The organism is Kitasatospora sp. NPDC005748, from assembly GCF_040630735.1.
Taxonomy (GTDB): domain Bacteria; phylum Actinomycetota; class Actinomycetes; order Streptomycetales; family Streptomycetaceae; genus Kitasatospora.
In genome coordinates, this window is the sequence record NZ_JBEXYD010000035.1 from 42,669 (window position 1) to 59,592 (window position 16,924).

Below are 16,924 nucleotides of genomic sequence, written 5' to 3' on the forward strand. Positions count from 1 at the left end.
CCCGCCGGTGCGTCCGTGCGCTCAGGCCGCTATCGGCCGCTGGCTCTGCACCGCCTGCAGCAGTCCGATCGCCACCCAGGTCGAGAACATCGACGACCCTCCGTAGGAGACGAACGGCAGCGGGATGCCGGCCACCGGCATGATGCCCAGGCACATCCCTATGTTCTCGAAGCCCTGGAAGGCGAACCAGGCGACCACTCCGGCGGCCACGATGGTGCCGTACAGGTCGGTGGCGTGCCGGGCGATCCGGCAGGCCCGCCAGAGCACCACGCCGAGCAGCACGATGATGGCCATCGCCCCGAGGAAGCCCAGCTCCTCGCCGGCCACCGTGAAGACGAAGTCGGTCTGCTGCTCCGGCACGAACTGCCCGGTGGTCTGCGTCCCGTGGAACAGGCCCTTGCCGGTGAGCCCGCCCGAGCCGATCGCGATCCGGGCCTGGGCGGTGTTGTAGCCCACTCCGGACGGGTCCAGCGCCGGGTTGGCGAAGGCCGCGAAGCGGTCGATCTGGTACTTGCTCAGCACCCCGAGCTTCCAGATCGCCACGCAGCCGCCGACGCCGGCCAGGATCAGCCCGAACACCCAGCGGTTGGCCGCGCCGGAGGCGAGCAGGATGCCCAGCACGATGACGGCCATGACCATCACCGACCCGGCGTCCGGCATCAGCATCACGATCGCCATCGGCACGGTGGCCCAGACCAGTCCGCGGAAGACCGCCCGGTGCGAGGGGAACTCCCGCTCCCCCGCGTCCACCTGGTCGGACAGCACCACGGCCATCGCCAGCACGATCGCCAGCTTGGCGAACTCGGCCGGCTGGACGGAGAAGCCGCCGCCGAGCTGGATCCAGGAGTGCTGGCCGTTGATGGTCGAGCCGAGCGGGCTCAGCGTGGCCACCAGCAGCAGGATCACCGCGACGTACAGGAACGGCACCACCGTGCGGAACCGCCGGCTCCCTATCCCTATCACCACCGCGCACAGCACCAGTCCGATCACCACGTTGGTGAGGTGCCGGAACAGGAAGTACTGCGGATCGCCGTGGGTGAGCGAGTCCCGCCCCCGGGTGGCGGACCAGACCAGCAGCGAGCTGCCCAGCGACAGCACCATCGCGGCCAGCAGCAGTATCCAGTCGATCCGCCAGAGCGGGGAGTCCTTGGCGAGGGCCTTCGAGACCCCGCTGCGCTGCGGGGCGAGCCGCAGCTGGCGGTACGAGCCGTAGGAGGTCATGTCCGGCTCCTTCCGGTGCTCCGGTTGGGCTCGACGGCGGCGGCGTCCACCGCGGCGAGCGCGATCGGCGGGCCGGCCGGCGGTGCCGGGTCCAGGAAGACCCGCGGCGAGCCGCCGGTCACACCCGGGTCCCCGGCGGCGGCGGTGAAGCCGGCCGGCTTGATGATGGCGGTGCCGTCCGCGTTGAACTTCGGCAGCTCGGCCTGCGGCTTGGGCAGCAGTGCCTTGCCGTTGTCGATGTTGCCCTTGTCGTCGACGCCGTAGAGCGACTGGTAGATCCGTCGGATCGCGTCGCCGGAGCCGCCGGAGCCGGTGCCGCCCTGGCTTATCGTCATCACGACCGCGTAGTCGCCGCTGTAGGTGGTCAGCCACGAGGTGGTCTGCTTGCCCTCGACCTCGGCGGTGCCGGTCTTGGCGTGCAGTTCGATCTTGCCCTGCGGCCAGCCGGCGCCGGTGAACTTCCAGGCGGCGGTACCGCTGGTGACGACGCCCGCGGTGGCCTGGTCGATGTAGCTCAGCAGCTTCTGGTCGCCGGGGAACTTGGCGTCCTCGTGCGGGGCGATCTCGCGGACGAGCTCCCCGCCCGGGCTTATCACCGCCTTGGCGACGGTCGGCCGGTAGAAGGTGCCGCCGTTGGCGAGCGCCGAGTAGATCCGGGCCATCTGGATCGGGGTGACGAGGGTGTCGCCCTGGCCGATCGCGAAGTTGACCGAGTCACCGGCGCGCATCTGGTAGCCGTCGACGCAGTTCTCCCGGGCGATCTGGTCGGAGAAGGTGTTGCCGCCCTTCTCCGCCTGCCGGCACCAGGCGTCCTTGTTGTTGTCGTAGAAGGACTGCTTCCACTGCCGGTCCGGCACCCGGCCGGTGACCTCGCTGGGCAGGTCGATGCCGGTCTTGGCGCCGAGGCCGAACTGGTGGGCGGTCTTGAAGAACCAGTCGGCGGTCTCCTTCTTCGGCTTGATGCCGCCGTCCTTCATCCACTGGTCGTAGGCCAGCCCGTAGAAGACGGTGTCGCAGGAGACTTCGAGCGCCTTCTCCAGCGTGATCGAGCCGAAGCTCTCGCTCTCGAAGTTCTTGAACTCACGGCCGCCGATGGTCATGCTCTTCGGGCACGGGTACGTCCCGTCCAGCGAGTAGCCGGCCTGCACGGCGGCGGTGGTGGAGATGACCTTGAAGGTCGAGCCGGGCGCGGACTGACCCTGTATGGCCCGGTTCAGCAGCGGGAAGTTGGAGTCCTTGCTGGTCAGTGCCTGGTAGTCCTTGCCGGAGATACCGCCCTGCCAGAGGTTGGGGTCGTACGTCGGCGCGCTGGCCATCGCCACGATCCGCCCGGTGTGCACGTCCATGACGACCGCGGCGCCGGAGTCGGCCTCGTAGTTGCGGTTGGTCACCTTGTCGAAGGTCTTCCTGGCGTCGTTCATCGCCTGCGCCAGGTTGTCCTCGACGACCTTCTGCACCCGGGCGTCGATGCTGGTCACCAGGTTGTTGCCGGTCTGCGGCTCGACGATGCCGGCGTTGCCGATCACCCGGCCGAGGTTGTCCACCTCCAGCTTGGTGATCCCGGCCGTCCCGCGCAGGTCGCGGTCGTACACCGACTCCAGGCCGGCGCGGCCGATCTGGTCGGCCGGCAGGTAGCGGTCCAGGCCGGTCTTGTCGGCGGTCTTGCTGACCTCCTCGTCCGTCACCGGCGAGAGGTAGCCGAGCACCTGGGCCATGTTGGCGCCCTCGACGCCGGTGTAGTGGCGCACGGCGGTGGGCTGCGCGGTCACCCCGGGGAAGTCCTCGCGGCGCTCCATCATCTGCAGCGCCTGCTGGGTGGTCGCCTCCTTGGTGACCGGGATCGGCTGGTACGGCGAGCCGTTCCAGCACGGCTGCGGCGTCTTGGCGTCACAGAGCCGGACCTTCTCCTGGACGTCCTTGGCCGGCATGCCGAGCACCTCGGCGAGCCGGCCCAGCACCGCCTTGCCGCCGTCCTTCTGCTGGAGCAGCGAGGTGCGGCTCACCGAGACCACCAGCCGGGTCTCGTTGCCGGCCAGGATGCGGCCCGAGGCGTCGAGGATCTCGCCGCGCACGGCGGGTTCGACGACCTCGCGGATGTGGTTGCCGGTCGCCTTGGCGGTGTAGACGCTGGCGTTGCGGATCTGCAGGTACCAGAGCCGGCCACCGAGGGTGGCGAGCAGCGACAGCACCAGGATCTGCAGTACCACCAGACGGATCGTCACCCGCCGGGTACGGCCGGTCTCGGGGATGTTGCTCACGTCTCGTGCGCTCCAGAGTGCGGGGTTCCGGGGTTCATGGGCGGGGGCGGGGGCTACGGCCGCTTGGCGAAGCCGAGCGAGCGCCGCTTCTTGTAGCCCGGCCCGGACGAGGTCTCACGGGTCGTCCGGTAGCGGGCGAGCGTGCCCAGCCCGGGGCCGCCCTCGTCGTCACCGGCCGCGGCGGCCACCGGGTCGCGCCCGAAGCGGCGGCCGATCAGCATCACCGCCGGGACGACGAACGGCGCCAGCAGCAGGTCGTACAGCAGGGCGGTGAGCACCAGGCTGCCGAGGCCGACGTGGCGGGCGGCGGTGTCGCCGACCAGGGCGCCGACCATCGCGTACAGCAGGGTGGAGGCGACCGCCGCGGCGGCCACCACCAGCAGCGCGCTGGAGACCGAGCGCTGCCGGCCGTGGTCGGGGCGCAGCAGTCCGGCGGCGTAGCCCATCAGGCAGAGCACCAGCGCGTAGCGGCCGATCGCGTGGTCGGACGGCGGCGCGAGGTCGGCCAGCAGGCCGGCGGCGAAGCCCACCAGGCAGCCGCCGGTCGGCCCGTAGACCATCGCCAGGCCGACCACCACGAGGAGCAGTATGTCCGGTGTGGCGCCCGGGAGTTGGAGCCTGCCGAAGACGCTGACCTGAAGGATCAGGCCGAGCAGGACGAGGACGGCGGTGACGGGGACGCGGGCGAGGCGCATGGTTCAGTTCCCCCCAGTGGTCTTGGCGGGCGGGGCGGCGGCGGCCGGGACGGCGGGCGCGGCCGGGGCCGGTGCCGCCGCCTGGCCCTGGGCGGCCGGGGCCGGCGGCAGGACGGCGTCGCGCGGGTCGGTGCGCGGCGGCACGACCACCACGCCGACCAGGTCGAGCCGGGTGAACTGGACGAAGGGCTCGACCAGGATCGTCTTGGTCAGCTGGCCCGGGGTCGCCTCGACCTGGACCACCTTGCCGACCGGGACTCCGGGCACGAACGGGCGGCCGCTCTGCGAGCCGAAGGTGACCAGCCGGTCGCCCTCCTTCACCTGGGCCTTGCCGTTCAGCAGGGAGACCTTCATCGCGCTGGTGCCGCCGCCGGAGGCGAAGCCGATCTCCCCGGTGCCCTCCAGCCGGGCCCCGGCGCTGAAGCCCGGGTCGGAGGCGAGCAGGACGGTGGAGGTGGTCGGGGCGACGGTGGTGATCCGGCCGACCAGGCCCTGGCCGTTGATCACCGTCATGTCCCGGGTGAGGCCGTCGTCACCGCCGGCGTCGATGGTGATGGTCCAGGAGAAGCCCTGCGCCGGCCCGATCGCGATCACCTGGGCGGCCTTGACGGTGTACCCGCCGGAGCCGGCGGTGCGCAGCAGGTCGTCGAGTTGCTTGGTGCGTCCGCCGGCCATGTCGGAGGAGGCCAGCTTCTGGCGTAGCTCGGTGTTCTCGCGGGCCAGCTGGTCGGTGCGGCCGCTGTGGCCGGTGGCGTCGCGGAAGGCGCGGACGGTGTCGCCCACCGGGTCGACCACCGTGGCGGCGCCGCGCTCGACCGGGCCGAGGACGCCTGCGGCGGCGCGCCGGGCGCCGCCGAGCGGCGAACTCTCGCCGCCCTTGATGTCCACGGTGATCAGCGCGAAGGCGACGGCCACCAGCAGGATGAGCAGCAGCCGGCTCTCTCGTGTGTCCCTCACGGTGCTGGTACTGCCCCTTCGTACCTGGCCGCCCACCCGGGCTGTGGGCCCGGGCGGGGGCCGTTCAGTTGACTACAAGGTCTGACGTCTCTGCTAACGGCGCGGCTGGGCGTCGAGTACCTGCTGGAGGGCCTCGAACTCCTCGACGCACTTGCCGGAGCCGAGCGCCACGGAGTCCAGCGGGTTCTCGGCGATGTGGATCGGCATGCCGGTCTCGCGGCGCAGCCGCTCGTCCAGGCCGCGCAGCAGGGCGCCGCCGCCGGTGAGCACGATGCCGCGGTCCATGACGTCGCCGGCGAGCTCGGGCGGGCACTGGTCGAGGGTGGTCTTGACCGCGTCGATGATCGAGTTGACCGGCTCGTCGATGGCCTCGCGGACCTCGGCCGCCGAGATGACGACGGTCTTGGGCAGGCCGCTGACCAGGTCGCGGCCGCGGATCTCGGCGTGCTCGTCCTTCTCGCCCTCCAGCGCGAAGGCGGAGCCGATGCTCATCTTGATCTGCTCGGCGCTGCGCTCGCCCAGGAGGAGCGAGTACTCCTTCTTGATGTGCTGGACGATCGCGTTGTCCAGCTCGTCGCCGGCCACCCGGATCGACTGCGCGGTGACGATGCCGCCGAGCGAGATCACGGCCACCTCGGTGGTGCCGCCGCCGATGTCGACCACCATGTTGCCGGTGGCCTCGTGGACCGGCAGGCCGGCGCCGATCGCGGCCGCCATCGGCTCCTCGATGATGTGCACCTGGCGCGCGCCGGCCTGCGAGGAGGCCTCGATCACGGCGCGGCGCTCGACCCCGGTGATGCCCGAGGGAACGCAGACCACGACGCGGGGGCGGGCCAGGTAGCGGCGGCGGTGGATCTTGAGGATGAAGTAGCGGAGCATCCGCTCGGTGATCTCGAAGTCGGCGATCACGCCGTCCTTGAGCGGGCGGATGGCGACGATGTTGCCGGGCGTGCGGCCGATCATCTTCTTGGCCTCGGCGCCGACCGCCAGGATGCCGCCGGTGTTGGTGTTGACCGCGACCACGGACGGCTCGTTGAGCACGATCCCCTTGCCCCTGACGTACACCAGCGTGTTGGCGGTTCCGAGGTCGATCGCCAGATCGCGGCCGATGAACGACAGGTTGGTTGCCATGGGGTGTAGGTGCCTTCCCGGGCTCGGAGTCATTGCGGGGGGTGGACGAGGGAGCACGCCCACGGCTTGGGCGAAGACGAGCTGACCAGCCGTACCGGGCCCATGAGTCGCGTCCATCGTAGTCACGCCCGCCAGTACGGACGTCGACGTGGGGCATACCGTCCATTGTCCGGAGCGTGATCGCTTCTCCGAGCATTGGGACGCCGTGTCGGCGTCCCCAGTTCCCTATTTCACGATAAGAATGCCCCGGCCGGGCCAATGGTCCCGACCGGGGCACCCGAAGGTCCTGGGTGGTTCTCAGGCGTGCGTCGGGAAGAAGATCTTGATCTCGCGCTCGGCGGACTCCGTGGAGTCGGAGGCGTGGATCAGGTTCTCCCGGGTGATCGTCGCGTAGTCGCCGCGGATGGTGCCGGCACCGGCCTCCAGCGGGTTGGTCGCACCGGCCAGCATCCGGATGCCGGGGACGACCTCCTCGCCCTCGACGATCAGCGCGATCGACGGACCGGAGGTCATGAACTCCAGCAGCGGCTCGTAGAACGGGCGGCCGACGTGCTCCGCGTAGTGCTGCTCCAGCGTCGCCCGGTCGAAGGTCCGCAGCTCGACGGCGGCGAGCCGCCAGCCGGCCTTGCGCTCGATGCGGCTGATGATCTCGCCGGCCAGGCCGCGCTTGACGGCGTCGGGCTTGAGCAGGACGAGAGTGCGCTGGGACACGGTGCGTCTCCTGGGAATTCGGTTCGGCGCGCACCCGGTTCGCGGTGCGGAGTGCGACTACCGCAGAGGTTACCTTGCGTGAGCAGCGGGCCTTGGGCGAGCCCGGGCCCTATGCCGCCGGGACCGCGCCGGCCGCGCGGGCGGCCTTGAACTCGTCGATCTTCCGGCCGTAGTGCACCGAGCACCACCAGAGTCCGGCGAAGACCACGCCCAGGCCGAACATGGTCGGCAGGATGAAGCCGCTGGCGATCAGGCCGAGCTGGAGCACCCAGCCGATCGCGACCGCGCCGGGGCGGGTGATCATGCCGCAGAGCAGCACGCACAGCGCCATCGCGATGCCCGTCACGGTCCAGACGGTGGCGGTCGGCACGTCGGACAGCTGCATGGCCACCAGCCCGGCGAAGAGCGCCAGCAGCGCCTCGCCGATCAGCGTCGAGGAACAGAGCGTCCTCATCGTCACTTCCTCCCGAGCAGCAGGCGGGCCTCGCCCACCGTGATGACCGAACCGGTGACCAGTACCCCGGCGCCGCCGAGGTCCCCGTCCTCCTCGGCGAGGGTGACGGCGGCGGCGATGGCGTCGTCGAGCCGGGGCTCGACCTGGACGCGGTCCTCGCCGAAGACCTCGACGGCGAGCGCGGCCAGCGCGTCCGCGTCCATCGCGCGGTGGGTGGAGTTCTGGGTGATGACGACCTCGGCCAGGATCGGCTCGAAGGCCTCCAGCAGGCCGGCCACGTCCTTGTCGCCGCTGGTGCCGATCACGCCGACGAGCCGGGTGAAGCCGAAGGACTCGCCGATCGCGGCCACCGTGGCGTGCGCGCCGTCCGGGTTGTGCGCGGCGTCCAGGACGATGGTCGGGCTGCGGCGGACGACCTCCAGGCGGCCCGGCGAGGCGACGCCGGAGAACGCCTGCCGCACCTTGTCCGCGTCCAGCTGCCCGCCGCGCGCGCCGCCGACACCGAAGAAGGCCTCGACCGCCGCGAGCGCGAGCGCCGCGTTCTGCGCCTGGTGGGCGCCGTGCAGCGGGAGGAAGACGTCCGTGTACTCCTCGCCGCCGAGCCCGCGCAGCGTCACCAGCTGGCCCCCGATGGCGACCTCACGGCGGATCACCCCGAACTCCATGCCCTCGCGGGCCACCGTCGCGTCCACCTCGACGGCGCGCCGCAGGATGTTCTGGGCGGCGTCCAGCTGCTGCTGGGCGACGACCGCGATGGAGCCCGGCTTGATGATCCCGGACTTCTCGACCGCGATCTCGCCGGTGGTCTCGCCCAGCTTGTCGGTGTGGTCCAGCGAGATCGGGGCGATCACCGCGACGGCGGCGTCGATCACGTTGGTGGCGTCCCAGGAGCCGCCCATGCCGACCTCGATCACGCCGACGTCCACCGGGGCGTCGGCGAAGGCCGCGTAGGCCATGCCGGTCAGCACCTCGAAGAAGGACATCGCGACCGGCTCGCGCTCGTCGACCATCCGGACGTAGGGCTCGATGTCCCGGTAGACCTCGACGAACCGCTCGGGGGTGATCGGGGCGCCGTCCAGGCTGACCCGCTCGGTGACGGACTCCACGTGCGGGCTGGTGTAGCGGCCGGTGCGCAGCTCGAAGGTGTTGAGCAGCTGCTCGACCATCCGCGCGGTGGAGGTCTTGCCGTTGGTGCCGGTGATGTGGATCGAGGGGAAGGACCGCTGGGGCTGGCCCAGGATGTCCATCAGCGCCTCGATCCGGTCGAGCGAGGGCTCCAGCTTGTTCTCAGGCCAGCGCTTGGAGAGTTCCACCTCGACGTCGCGCAGGGCGTCGCCGGAGCCGTCGTCGGCGGGGCGGAGGGTGTACGGGTTCGGGTCGGCCTTGTCGCTCACGAGCACAGTCTACGGAGCGGCGTCGCGCGCTCCCGACGGGGTGAGAACCACCACTTTGCCCTGACTTTCCGATTCACCCGATTTACTATTGATTCAGCGAGTTCAGACGGCAATGAAGCATCGATTCGCACCCCAGGGAGACGCATCACCTTTGATCACCAGGAGGACAGTCCCATGCCCGACGCCCTGCGCGAGTCGTTCCTGGTCCATCGGAGCGGTGTCGTCCAGCTCGCCGAGCTGCTGTCGCTGGTGCTCCTCGCCTACATGGTCCTGGTGTTCGGCCGCTTCCTCCTCTACTGGGCCGGCTCCCGGCACGCCTTCCGGCACGACCGGCCCGCCGAGCCGGGCGATCCGGCCGCCTTCCAGTGGCACCTGCTGATCCCCTGCCGGGACGAGGAGGCCGTCGTCACCCAGACCCTCGCCGGACTGCGCGCCGCCGCCCCCGAGGCGCACCTGTGGGTGATCGACGACGACAGCGAGGACCGCACCCGCAAGCTGGTCCTGGCCGCCGCGGAGCGGGACGACCGGATCCACCTCGTCCAGCGCCGCCGTCCGCACGCGCGGATCGGCAAGGGCGCCGCGCTCAACGCCGCCTACCGGAGCGTCGACGCCTGGCTGCCCGAGGACGCCGACCGCGCCCGGGTGATCATCGGCGTCGTCGACGCCGACGGCGAGCTGGAGCCGGGCACCCTGGGCCTGGTCTGCTCCGACCACGCGCTGGCCCGCCCCGACACCGGCGCCGTGCAGATCGGCGTCCGGATGCGCAACGCGGACGACGAACGGCCGCTGCCCGGCCGCGGCCGGACCGCCAACGCGCTGGCCCGCGCGCTGGTCCGGATGCAGGACGTCGAGTTCCAGGCCAACAACGCCGGCATGCAGCTGCTGCGCCGGCGCACCGGCAGCGTCGGTCTCGGCGGAAACGGCCAGTTCGTCCGGCTCACCGCGCTGGACTCGCTCACCGCCGACGAAGGCCGCGAGGGCCGCCCCTGGCCGGAGCGGGCCCTCCTGGAGGACTACGAGTCCGGTCTCGAACTGCGGCTGGCCGGGTGGCGGTTGACACACGTGACGGAGGCCCGGGTGTCCCAGGAGGGGCTGGTCTCGCTCCGCCGCTTCCTCACCCAGCGCACCCGGTGGGCCCAGGGCAACATGCAGTGCCTGCGCTACACCGGGCGGGTGCTGCGCTCGCCGCACTACCCCTGGGCCGGCAAGGCCGAGGTGCTGTACACCTTCCTGCAGCCGGTGGTCTGCGTGCTGCTGGTGGTGCTCACCCCGCTGTCGCTCGGGATCACGGCCGCCGGACTGGCGCTGTTCCCCGAGGACACCGTCGACTTCCAGGCCCGGTTCGGGCCGCTGATGGCCGCCGCCTTCGTGATCGCGACGCTGCCGATGGTGCTCTGGGGCTTCGCCTACCGCCGGCGCGTGCACCCCGACCGGAGCCGGCTCACCGGCCTGCTCTGGGGCGTCCTGGTCTGGCTCTACGCCTACCACCTGTTCCTGGTCGCCGCCCGGGCCGCCGTCCGCCTACTGCTCGGCCGCAACGGCTGGGCCAAGACCAGGCGCAACGCCGAGAAGGTCGCGGTGGGCGCCCCCACCGCCCTCGAAGCCTGAGCCGCGCCGGCTCCGCCCTCCACCCGCTTGCGCCTCGACGTCCTCGACACCCTCGATGCCCGCAGGCGATCCCGCCGTCCCGCCCAGACCCGTCCGGAGTTCCACCGTGTCCCCGTGCCTTCCCCCGCTGCCGCCCGCCAGTGTCGCCGTCGTCCTCGGCACCCGCCCCGAGCTGGTCAAGCTCGCCCCGCTGATCCACGAGCTCGGCGCCGCGACCCGGCTGGTGCACACCGGCCAGCACTGGGACGAGGCGCTGTCCGGCCGCTTCCTGCGCGACCTCGACCTGCCCCGGCCGGAGCTGCTGACCGGGGTCGGCGGCCGCCCGCGGGCCGGCCAGATCGCCCAGTCGCTCGGCCAGCTGGACGCCGCCTTCGCCGAGGACCGGCCCGCCGCCGTCGTCGTCCAGGGCGACACCAACGCCACCCTGGCCGGCGCGCTGGCCGCCAACGCCCGGGAGATCCCGCTGGTGCACGTCGAGGCCGGGCTGCGCAGCTTCGACCGGGCGATGCCCGAGGAGCACAACCGGGTGATGGTCGACCACGTCTCCGACCTGCTCTGCGCCGCCACCGCGGAGAACGCGGCCAACCTGCGCGCCGAGTCGCTGGACGAGGAACGGATCACCGTCACCGGCAACACCGTCGTCGAGGTGGTCCACCGCCGGCTGCCCGACCGGGCCGCCCGGGCCGCGCTGCTGGCCGCGCACGGGCTGGAGCCGGACGGCTACGTCCTGGCCACCGTGCACCGGCCGGAGAACACCGACAGCGCCGAGGCCCTGGGCGCCGTCCTCGCCGAACTGGACCGGATCGCCCGGGCCGGCACCCCCGTCCTGTTCCCGATGCACCCGCGGACCGCGGCCGCCGTCGAGCGGTTCGCGCTGGACGGCCTGCTGGAGCGGATCGCCGTGACCGCGCCGGTCGGGTACGCGGAGTTCCTGGGCCTGGCCCGGCACGCGGCACTGCTGGTCTCCGACTCCGGCGGGGTCCAGGAGGAGTGCACCGTACTCGGCCGCCCGCTGCTGGTGGTGCGCCGCTCCACCGAACGCCCGGAGGCCGTCGACGCGGGGTTCGCCGCCCTGGTCGCCCCCGGCGAGGAGCTCGGCGGGCTGGCCCGGACCTGGCTGGCCGACACCCCCGAGCGGCTCGCCCGGCTGGCGGCCACCCCGAGCCCGTACGGCGACGGCCTGGCCTCCGCCCGGATCGCCCGGCTCACGGCAGGGCTCGCCGCGCGGTCGGAGCCCGCCGCCGCCTGACGCCCGGACAGGCACTCTTGACAGCCGGATTGGTCTACTCCACCTTGTGAGGGCAAGTCTCCTCCCCCGACAGGGACTTGAGATGTCGGTAGCTCCCGCACCAGCGACAGCCGGACGGCTCTCCCCCACGTGAGCCGACGGTCTCCCCCCACAGGAGATGGAGTCATGCCACCTGCCCGACACCGGCGCGCCCGCGTCGTCCACACCCTGCTCGCCGGCGCCTCGGCGATCGCCCTGGGCCTGAGCGGCCTGGTCGTCGCCACCAGCGCCTCCGGCGCGGCGACCGCCGACGTCGACGTGATCGACAACGGCGGCTTCGAGGCCGCCGACCACCTCGGCCACTGGACCTGTCCGTCCGGCGCCGCCGCGGACACCGCCACCGTCCACTCCGGCTCGTACGCGCTGCGCGCCACCCCGGGCTCGGGCGACACCGGCGAGTGCACCCAGACCGTCACCGTGAAGCCCTCGTCCACGTACGCCCTGAGCGCCTGGGTGCAGGGCTCCTACGTCTACCTCGGCGCCCGCGGCACCGGCGGCACGGACCCCGGCACCTGGACCAACTCGGCGGGCTGGTCCAAGCTCTCCACCACCTTCACCACCGGGGCCGCCACCACCAGCGTCACGGTCTACCTGCACGGCTGGTACGGCCAGCCCTCCTACCTGGCCGACGACGTCTCACTGATCGGGCCGGGCGACCCGAAGCCCACCCCGACCGGGACCGCGACCCCCACCGCGACGCCGACCACGACCCCGACCCCGACCCAGACGCCCACCGGGACGCCGACGGTCACGCCGACCCGGCCGGGGCTGCCCAAGCACCTGCTCACCGGCTACTGGCAGAACTTCGACAACACCGCCACGGTGCAGCGGATCAGCGACGTCCCGGCCGCGTACGACATCATCGCGGTCTCCTTCGCGGACGCCACCGGCACACCCGGGGGCCTGAGCTTCACCCTGGACCCGGCCCTGTCGGCCAAGCTCGGCGGCTACACCGACGCGCAGTTCAAGGCCGACATCGCGGCCAAGAAGGCGGCCGGCAAGAAGGTGGTGCTCTCGATCGGCGGCCAGAACGGCACCGTCTCGGTGAACAGCTCCGCCTCGGCCACCACCTTCGCCAACACCGCCTGGGCCCTGATGCAGAGCTACGGCTTCGACGGGATCGACATCGACCTGGAGAACGGCGTCAGCGCCACCTACATGGGCCAGGCCCTGCACGCGCTGGCGGCGAAGGCGGGCAGCGGGTTCGTCCTCACCATGGCGCCGCAGACCATCGACATGCAGTCGACCGGGATGGAGTACTTCAAGCTGGCGCTGAACGTGAAGGACATCCTCACCATCGTCAACATGCAGTACTACAACTCCGGCGCGATGCTCGGCTGCGACGGGCAGGTGTACTCGCAGGGCAGCGTCAACTTCCTGACCGCGCTCGCCTGCATCCAGCTCAAGGGCGGACTGCGGCCCGACCAGGTCGGGCTCGGGGTGCCCGCCTCCACCAGCGCGGCGGGCGGCGGGTACGTCAGCCCGTCCGTGGTGAACAACGCCCTGGACTGCCTGGCCGCCGGCACCAACTGCGGGAGCTTCAAGCCCGACACCAAGTGGCCCGGCATCGGCGGGGCGATGACCTGGTCGACCAACTGGGACGCCAAGGCCGGCGGCGGCATCGCCGGCACCGTCGGCTCGCACCTGCACGCGATGCCGTAGGCGCGGCCCCGTGGACCCGGGCCGGGCCTCAGACCCCGGCCCGGGCCTCCGGGATCTCGGGGCACGGGCCGCAGTGCCGGCGCCGCAGTTCGGCGGTGATCTCGGCCAGCTCCCCCTCGGGCAGCAGCGGCAGCATCATGGCGACGCCCTGGAGCAGGCCGCCGAGCAGGAAGGTGGTGTCGGCGGTGGCGGCCACCAGGCCGCGCACCTCGGTCACCTCGCCCGCCGCCACCGCCTCGATCAGGCGGGCCGCGTCGGCGGTGTCCTCGTCCACCGCCACCGCACCGCAGTCGGCCGGGGCCCGGCGGGCCATCGCGTGCAGCACCCGGTCGCCCACCTCGGGCGCGTACGCCTTGCGGACCGCCTCGGCGGCGATCCAGGCCAGCAGGGTGGTCACCTCGCGCTCCGCGTGCTCCTCGAAGAGCCGGTCCAGCGCGTGGTCGAAGGCGAGCTGGTTCCCGTGCCGGAACGCGAGCAGCAGCGTCGCCGCCCTGCCCTTGGCCTCCTGGACCGCTTCCACCGGCAGTTCGTCGGCCAACTTCTCGGTCACCATCACGCCATGCCCTCCCGTCGGTCGTCGGCTGGCGAAACTCCGTCACACCGTACACAGCCGACCTGCAAACTTCCGCGAACCCGCGCGGGCAAGACCGGAATGAATTCGGGCGGAATAGGACTTCACCCGGTCCATGATGAATATTCGCCGGAACAGAGCAATGGCACTGGGCTATTAGAGGGCCCCTTTCATCGTTCGGCCGGAGCGGCCGGCCGGAGCGCTCCCGCCGCCCAGGCCGGCGCCCGGCCGAAAGCCCGCGCGAACGCCGAGGGGCCGCACTCCGCGTCGGCGGAGTGCGGCCCCTGGTGAGCCGGCCGGTCAGGCCTGCGGCAGCGCCGCGAGCTGAGCGGTGATCCGGACGATGTCGGCCTCGGCGGCCTCCTGACGGGTCCGGATCTTGGCGACCACGTCGTCCGGCGCCTTGGCGAGGAACGCCTGGTTGCCGAGCTTGCCGGCCGTCTGGGCCTTCTCCTTCTCGGCGGCCGCGAGGTCCTTGGCGAGGCGCTTGCGCTCCGCCGCGACATCGATGGTGCCGGAGAGGTCCAGCAGCACGGTCGCGCCCGCGACCGGGAGCGAGGCAGTGGCCGAGAAGCCCTCCTCGGGAGCGGTCAGCCGCAGCAGCGAGCGGATCGCGTCCTCGTGGACGGCCAGCACGGTACCGGCCACCTCCAGCCGGGCCGGGACCCGCTGACCCGGCTTCAGGCCCTGGTCGGTGCGGAAGCGCCGGACCTCGGTCACCACCTGCCGGAGCGTGGCGATCTCGGCCTCGGCCGCCGCGTCGCGGTAGCCGCTGTCCGCCGGCCAGTCGGCGATGACCACCGACTCGGCGCCGGTGAGCGTCGTCCACAGGGTCTCGGTGACGAACGGGACGATCGGGTGGAGCAGCCGCAGCGTGACGTCCAGGACCTCGCCGAGCACCCGGCGCGCGGCGTCGGCCTGCGGGCCGCCCTTGGCGAGGGTGGTCTTGGAGAGCTCGACGTACCAGTCGAAGACCTCGTCCCAGGCGAAGTGGTAGAGCGCCTCGGACAGCTTGGAGAACTGGTAGTCCTCGTAGAGCGCGTCCACCTCGGCGACCGTGCTGTTCAGCCGGGACAGGATCCAGCGGTCGGCCGCGGTCAGCTCCTCCGGCGCGGGCAGCGGGCCCTCGACGGTGGCGCCGTTCATCAGCGCGAAGCGGGTGGCGTTCCAGATCTTGTTGGCGAAGTTGCGGGCCGCCTGGACCCAGTCCTCGCCGATCGGGACGTCGACGCCCGGGTTGGCGCCGCGGGCCAGCGTGAAGCGCAGCGCGTCGGAGCCGTACTTGTCCATCCAGTCCAGCGGGTTCACCACGTTGCCGAAGGACTTCGACATCTTCTTGCCGTTCTGGTCACGGACCATGCCGTGCAGCGCGATGGTGTGGAACGGCGGGGTGCCGTCCATCGCGTAGAGGCCGAACATCATCATCCGGGCGACCCAGAAGAAGAGGATGTCGTAGCCGGTCACCAGGACGGCGTTCGGGTAGAACTTCGCCAGGCTGTCGGTCTGCTCGGGCCAGCCGAGGGTGGAGAAGGGCCACAGGCCGGAGGAGAACCAGGTGTCCAGGACGTCGGTGTCCTGGTGCCAGCCCTCACCGGTCGGCGGCTGCTCGTCCGGGCCGACGCAGACGATCTCGCCGGCCGGGCCGTACCAGACCGGGATCCGGTGGCCCCACCAGAGCTGGCGCGAGATGCACCAGTCGTGGAGGTTGTCGACCCAGTCGAAGTAGCGCTTCTCCATCTCCTGCGGGTGGATCTTGACCTTGCCGTCGCGGACCGCGTCGCCCGCGGCCTGGGCGAGCGGGCCGACCTTGACCCACCACTGCATGGACAGCCGCGGCTCGATGGTGGTCTTGCAGCGCGAGCAGTGGCCGACCGAGTGGACGTACGGCCGCTTCTCCGCCACGATCCGGCCCTCGGCGCGCAGCGCGCCGACGATGGCCGAGCGGGCCTCCAGCCGGTCCAGGCCCTGGAACGGGCCGTGCACGGTGATGACCGCGTGCTCGTCCATGACGGCGATCGACGGCAGGCCGTGGCGCTGGCCGATCTCGAAGTCGTTCGGGTCGTGGGCCGGCGTCACCTTGACGGCGCCGGTGCCGAACTCCGGGTCGACGTGCGCGTCGGCGACGACCGGGATGCGGCGGCCGGTCAGCGGCAGCTCGATCTCGGTGCCGACCAGGTGGCGGTAGCGCTCGTCCTCCGGGTGGACCGCGACGGCGGTGTCGCCGAGCATCGTCTCGGCCCGGGTGGTGGCGACGACGATCGAGGCGTCGCCCTCGCCGTAGCGGATGGAGACGAGCTCGCCGTCGTCGTCCTGGTACTCCACCTCGATGTCCGAGATCGCGGTGAGGCAGCGCGGGCACCAGTTGATGATGCGCTCGGCGCGGTAGATCAGCTCGTCGTCGAAGAGCTTCTTGAAGATGGTCTGGACGGCCTGGGAGAGCCCCTCGTCCATGGTGAAGCGCTCGCGGGACCAGTCCACGCCGTCGCCGAGGCGGCGCATCTGACCGGAGATCTGGCCGCCGGACTCCGCCTTCCACTGCCAGACCCGGTCGACGAAGGCCTCCCGGCCGAGGTCGTGGCGGGACTTGCCCTCCTTGGCCAGCTCGCGCTCGACGACGTTCTGGGTGGCGATGCCGGCGTGGTCCATGCCGGGCTGCCAGAGGGCCTCGTAGCCCTGCATCCGCTTGCGGCGGACGAGGGCGTCGATCAGCGTGTGCTCGAAGGCGTGGCCCAGGTGGAGGCTGCCCGTGACGTTCGGCGGCGGGATGACGATGGCGTACGGGGGCTTGTCGCTCTTGGCGTCGGCCGTGAAGTAACCGCGCTCTACCCAGCGCTCGTACAGCTCGCCCTCTACGTCCGCCGGAGCGTAGGTCGTCGGGAGGGTGGCTGCGTCGTCCCCGGCGTGAGTGCTCACGGGGCGCTGGTTCGTGGTGTCGGTCACGACGCACAGTTTACGTACCTGGGGACGTGGGTTA

13 protein-coding genes are annotated in these 16,924 nt (G+C 71.7%); 3 read left to right on the forward strand and 10 right to left on the reverse strand.

Translation table 11 applies throughout. The annotated features are described in order from the left end of the window. Nucleotides 1-21: 21 nt before the first annotated feature. The 8 genes from rodA to ABZ495_RS23775 all read right to left on the reverse strand — a co-directional run bounded on the left by rodA (nt 22) and on the right by ABZ495_RS23775 (nt 8,821). On the reverse strand, nt 22-1,221 hold the full coding sequence (gene rodA / locus ABZ495_RS23740; protein ID WP_352289164.1) for a rod shape-determining protein RodA: 1,200 nt from the start codon (nt 1,219-1,221) through the stop codon (nt 22-24). Then, a complete protein-coding gene (gene mrdA, locus ABZ495_RS23745) occupies nt 1,218-3,479 on the reverse strand; it encodes a penicillin-binding protein 2 (protein WP_329487628.1) in 2,262 nt (753 codons plus the stop codon). Before mrdA ends, rodA begins: the two co-directional genes overlap by 4 nt. 53 nt (nt 3,480-3,532) lie before the next feature. Then, complete coding sequence (mreD, locus tag ABZ495_RS23750) at nt 3,533-4,174, reverse strand: rod shape-determining protein MreD (protein WP_329487629.1); 642 nt, start codon at nt 4,172-4,174, stop codon at nt 3,533-3,535. Between the two features lie 3 nt (nt 4,175-4,177). Beyond that, nucleotides 4,178-5,131 carry a rod shape-determining protein MreC gene (gene mreC / locus ABZ495_RS23755; RefSeq protein WP_359837906.1) on the reverse strand — a complete coding sequence of 318 codons (954 nt, stop codon included), beginning with the start codon at nt 5,129-5,131 and terminating at the stop codon, nt 4,178-4,180. 93 nt (nt 5,132-5,224) lie between these two features. Next, nucleotides 5,225-6,250, reverse strand: coding sequence for a rod shape-determining protein (locus tag ABZ495_RS23760; RefSeq protein WP_305067939.1), 1,026 nt, complete (start codon nt 6,248-6,250; stop codon nt 5,225-5,227). A gap of 309 nt (nt 6,251-6,559) precedes the next feature. Further along, nucleotides 6,560-6,973, reverse strand: a complete 414-nt coding sequence (gene ndk / locus ABZ495_RS23765) for a nucleoside-diphosphate kinase (RefSeq protein WP_329487631.1) — start codon at nt 6,971-6,973, stop codon at nt 6,560-6,562. 109 nt (nt 6,974-7,082) lie between these two features. Continuing rightward, complete coding sequence (locus tag ABZ495_RS23770; protein ID WP_329487632.1) at nt 7,083-7,427, reverse strand: DUF4233 domain-containing protein; 345 nt, start codon at nt 7,425-7,427, stop codon at nt 7,083-7,085. 2 nt (nt 7,428-7,429) lie between these two features. Next, entirely contained in the window at nt 7,430-8,821 is a 1,392-nt protein-coding gene (locus tag ABZ495_RS23775; RefSeq protein WP_359837908.1) for a folylpolyglutamate synthase/dihydrofolate synthase family protein, read from the reverse strand. 174 nt (nt 8,822-8,995) lie between these two features. Here ABZ495_RS23775 and ABZ495_RS23780 point away from each other — a divergent pair, with 174 nt between their 5' ends. From ABZ495_RS23780 to ABZ495_RS23790, 3 genes are all read left to right on the forward strand, one after another. Further along, nucleotides 8,996-10,429, forward strand: coding sequence for a glycosyltransferase family 2 protein (locus tag ABZ495_RS23780; RefSeq protein WP_359837910.1), 1,434 nt, complete (start codon nt 8,996-8,998; stop codon nt 10,427-10,429). A gap of 106 nt (nt 10,430-10,535) precedes the next feature. Next, the gene (wecB, locus tag ABZ495_RS23785) at nt 10,536-11,678 is read left to right on the forward strand and encodes a UDP-N-acetylglucosamine 2-epimerase (non-hydrolyzing) (protein ID WP_359808010.1); all 1,143 of its coding nucleotides are present in this window, start codon (nt 10,536-10,538) and stop codon (nt 11,676-11,678) included. Between the two features lie 165 nt (nt 11,679-11,843). Further along, complete coding sequence (locus ABZ495_RS23790; protein WP_359837912.1) at nt 11,844-13,379, forward strand: glycosyl hydrolase family 18 protein; 1,536 nt, start codon at nt 11,844-11,846, stop codon at nt 13,377-13,379. Between the two features lie 28 nt (nt 13,380-13,407). Here the strand turns inward: ABZ495_RS23790 and ABZ495_RS23795 are convergent, their stop codons facing one another. Next, nucleotides 13,408-13,935: a hypothetical protein gene (locus ABZ495_RS23795; protein ID WP_329487637.1), complete on the reverse strand. Its 528-nt coding sequence runs from the start codon at nt 13,933-13,935 to the stop codon at nt 13,408-13,410. A gap of 315 nt (nt 13,936-14,250) precedes the next feature. Continuing rightward, the gene (locus tag ABZ495_RS23800) at nt 14,251-16,863 is read right to left on the reverse strand and encodes a valine--tRNA ligase (protein WP_359811638.1); all 2,613 of its coding nucleotides are present in this window, start codon (nt 16,861-16,863) and stop codon (nt 14,251-14,253) included. Nucleotides 16,864-16,924 lie beyond the last annotated feature (61 nt).

Excerpts from the sequence above, each read along its gene's own strand:
- rodA (WP_352289164.1), bottom strand. The coding sequence starts at position 1,221 with ATGACCTCCTACGGCTCGTACCGCCAGCTGCGGCTCGCCCCGCAGCGC.
- mreD (WP_329487629.1), bottom strand. The coding sequence starts at position 4,174 with ATGCGCCTCGCCCGCGTCCCCGTCACCGCCGTCCTCGTCCTGCTCGGC.
- ABZ495_RS23770 (WP_329487632.1), bottom strand. The coding sequence starts at position 7,427 with ATGAGGACGCTCTGTTCCTCGACGCTGATCGGCGAGGCGCTGCTGGCG.
- ABZ495_RS23780 (WP_359837910.1), top strand. The coding sequence starts at position 8,996 with ATGCCCGACGCCCTGCGCGAGTCGTTCCTGGTCCATCGGAGCGGTGTC.
- ABZ495_RS23790 (WP_359837912.1), top strand. The coding sequence starts at position 11,844 with ATGCCACCTGCCCGACACCGGCGCGCCCGCGTCGTCCACACCCTGCTC.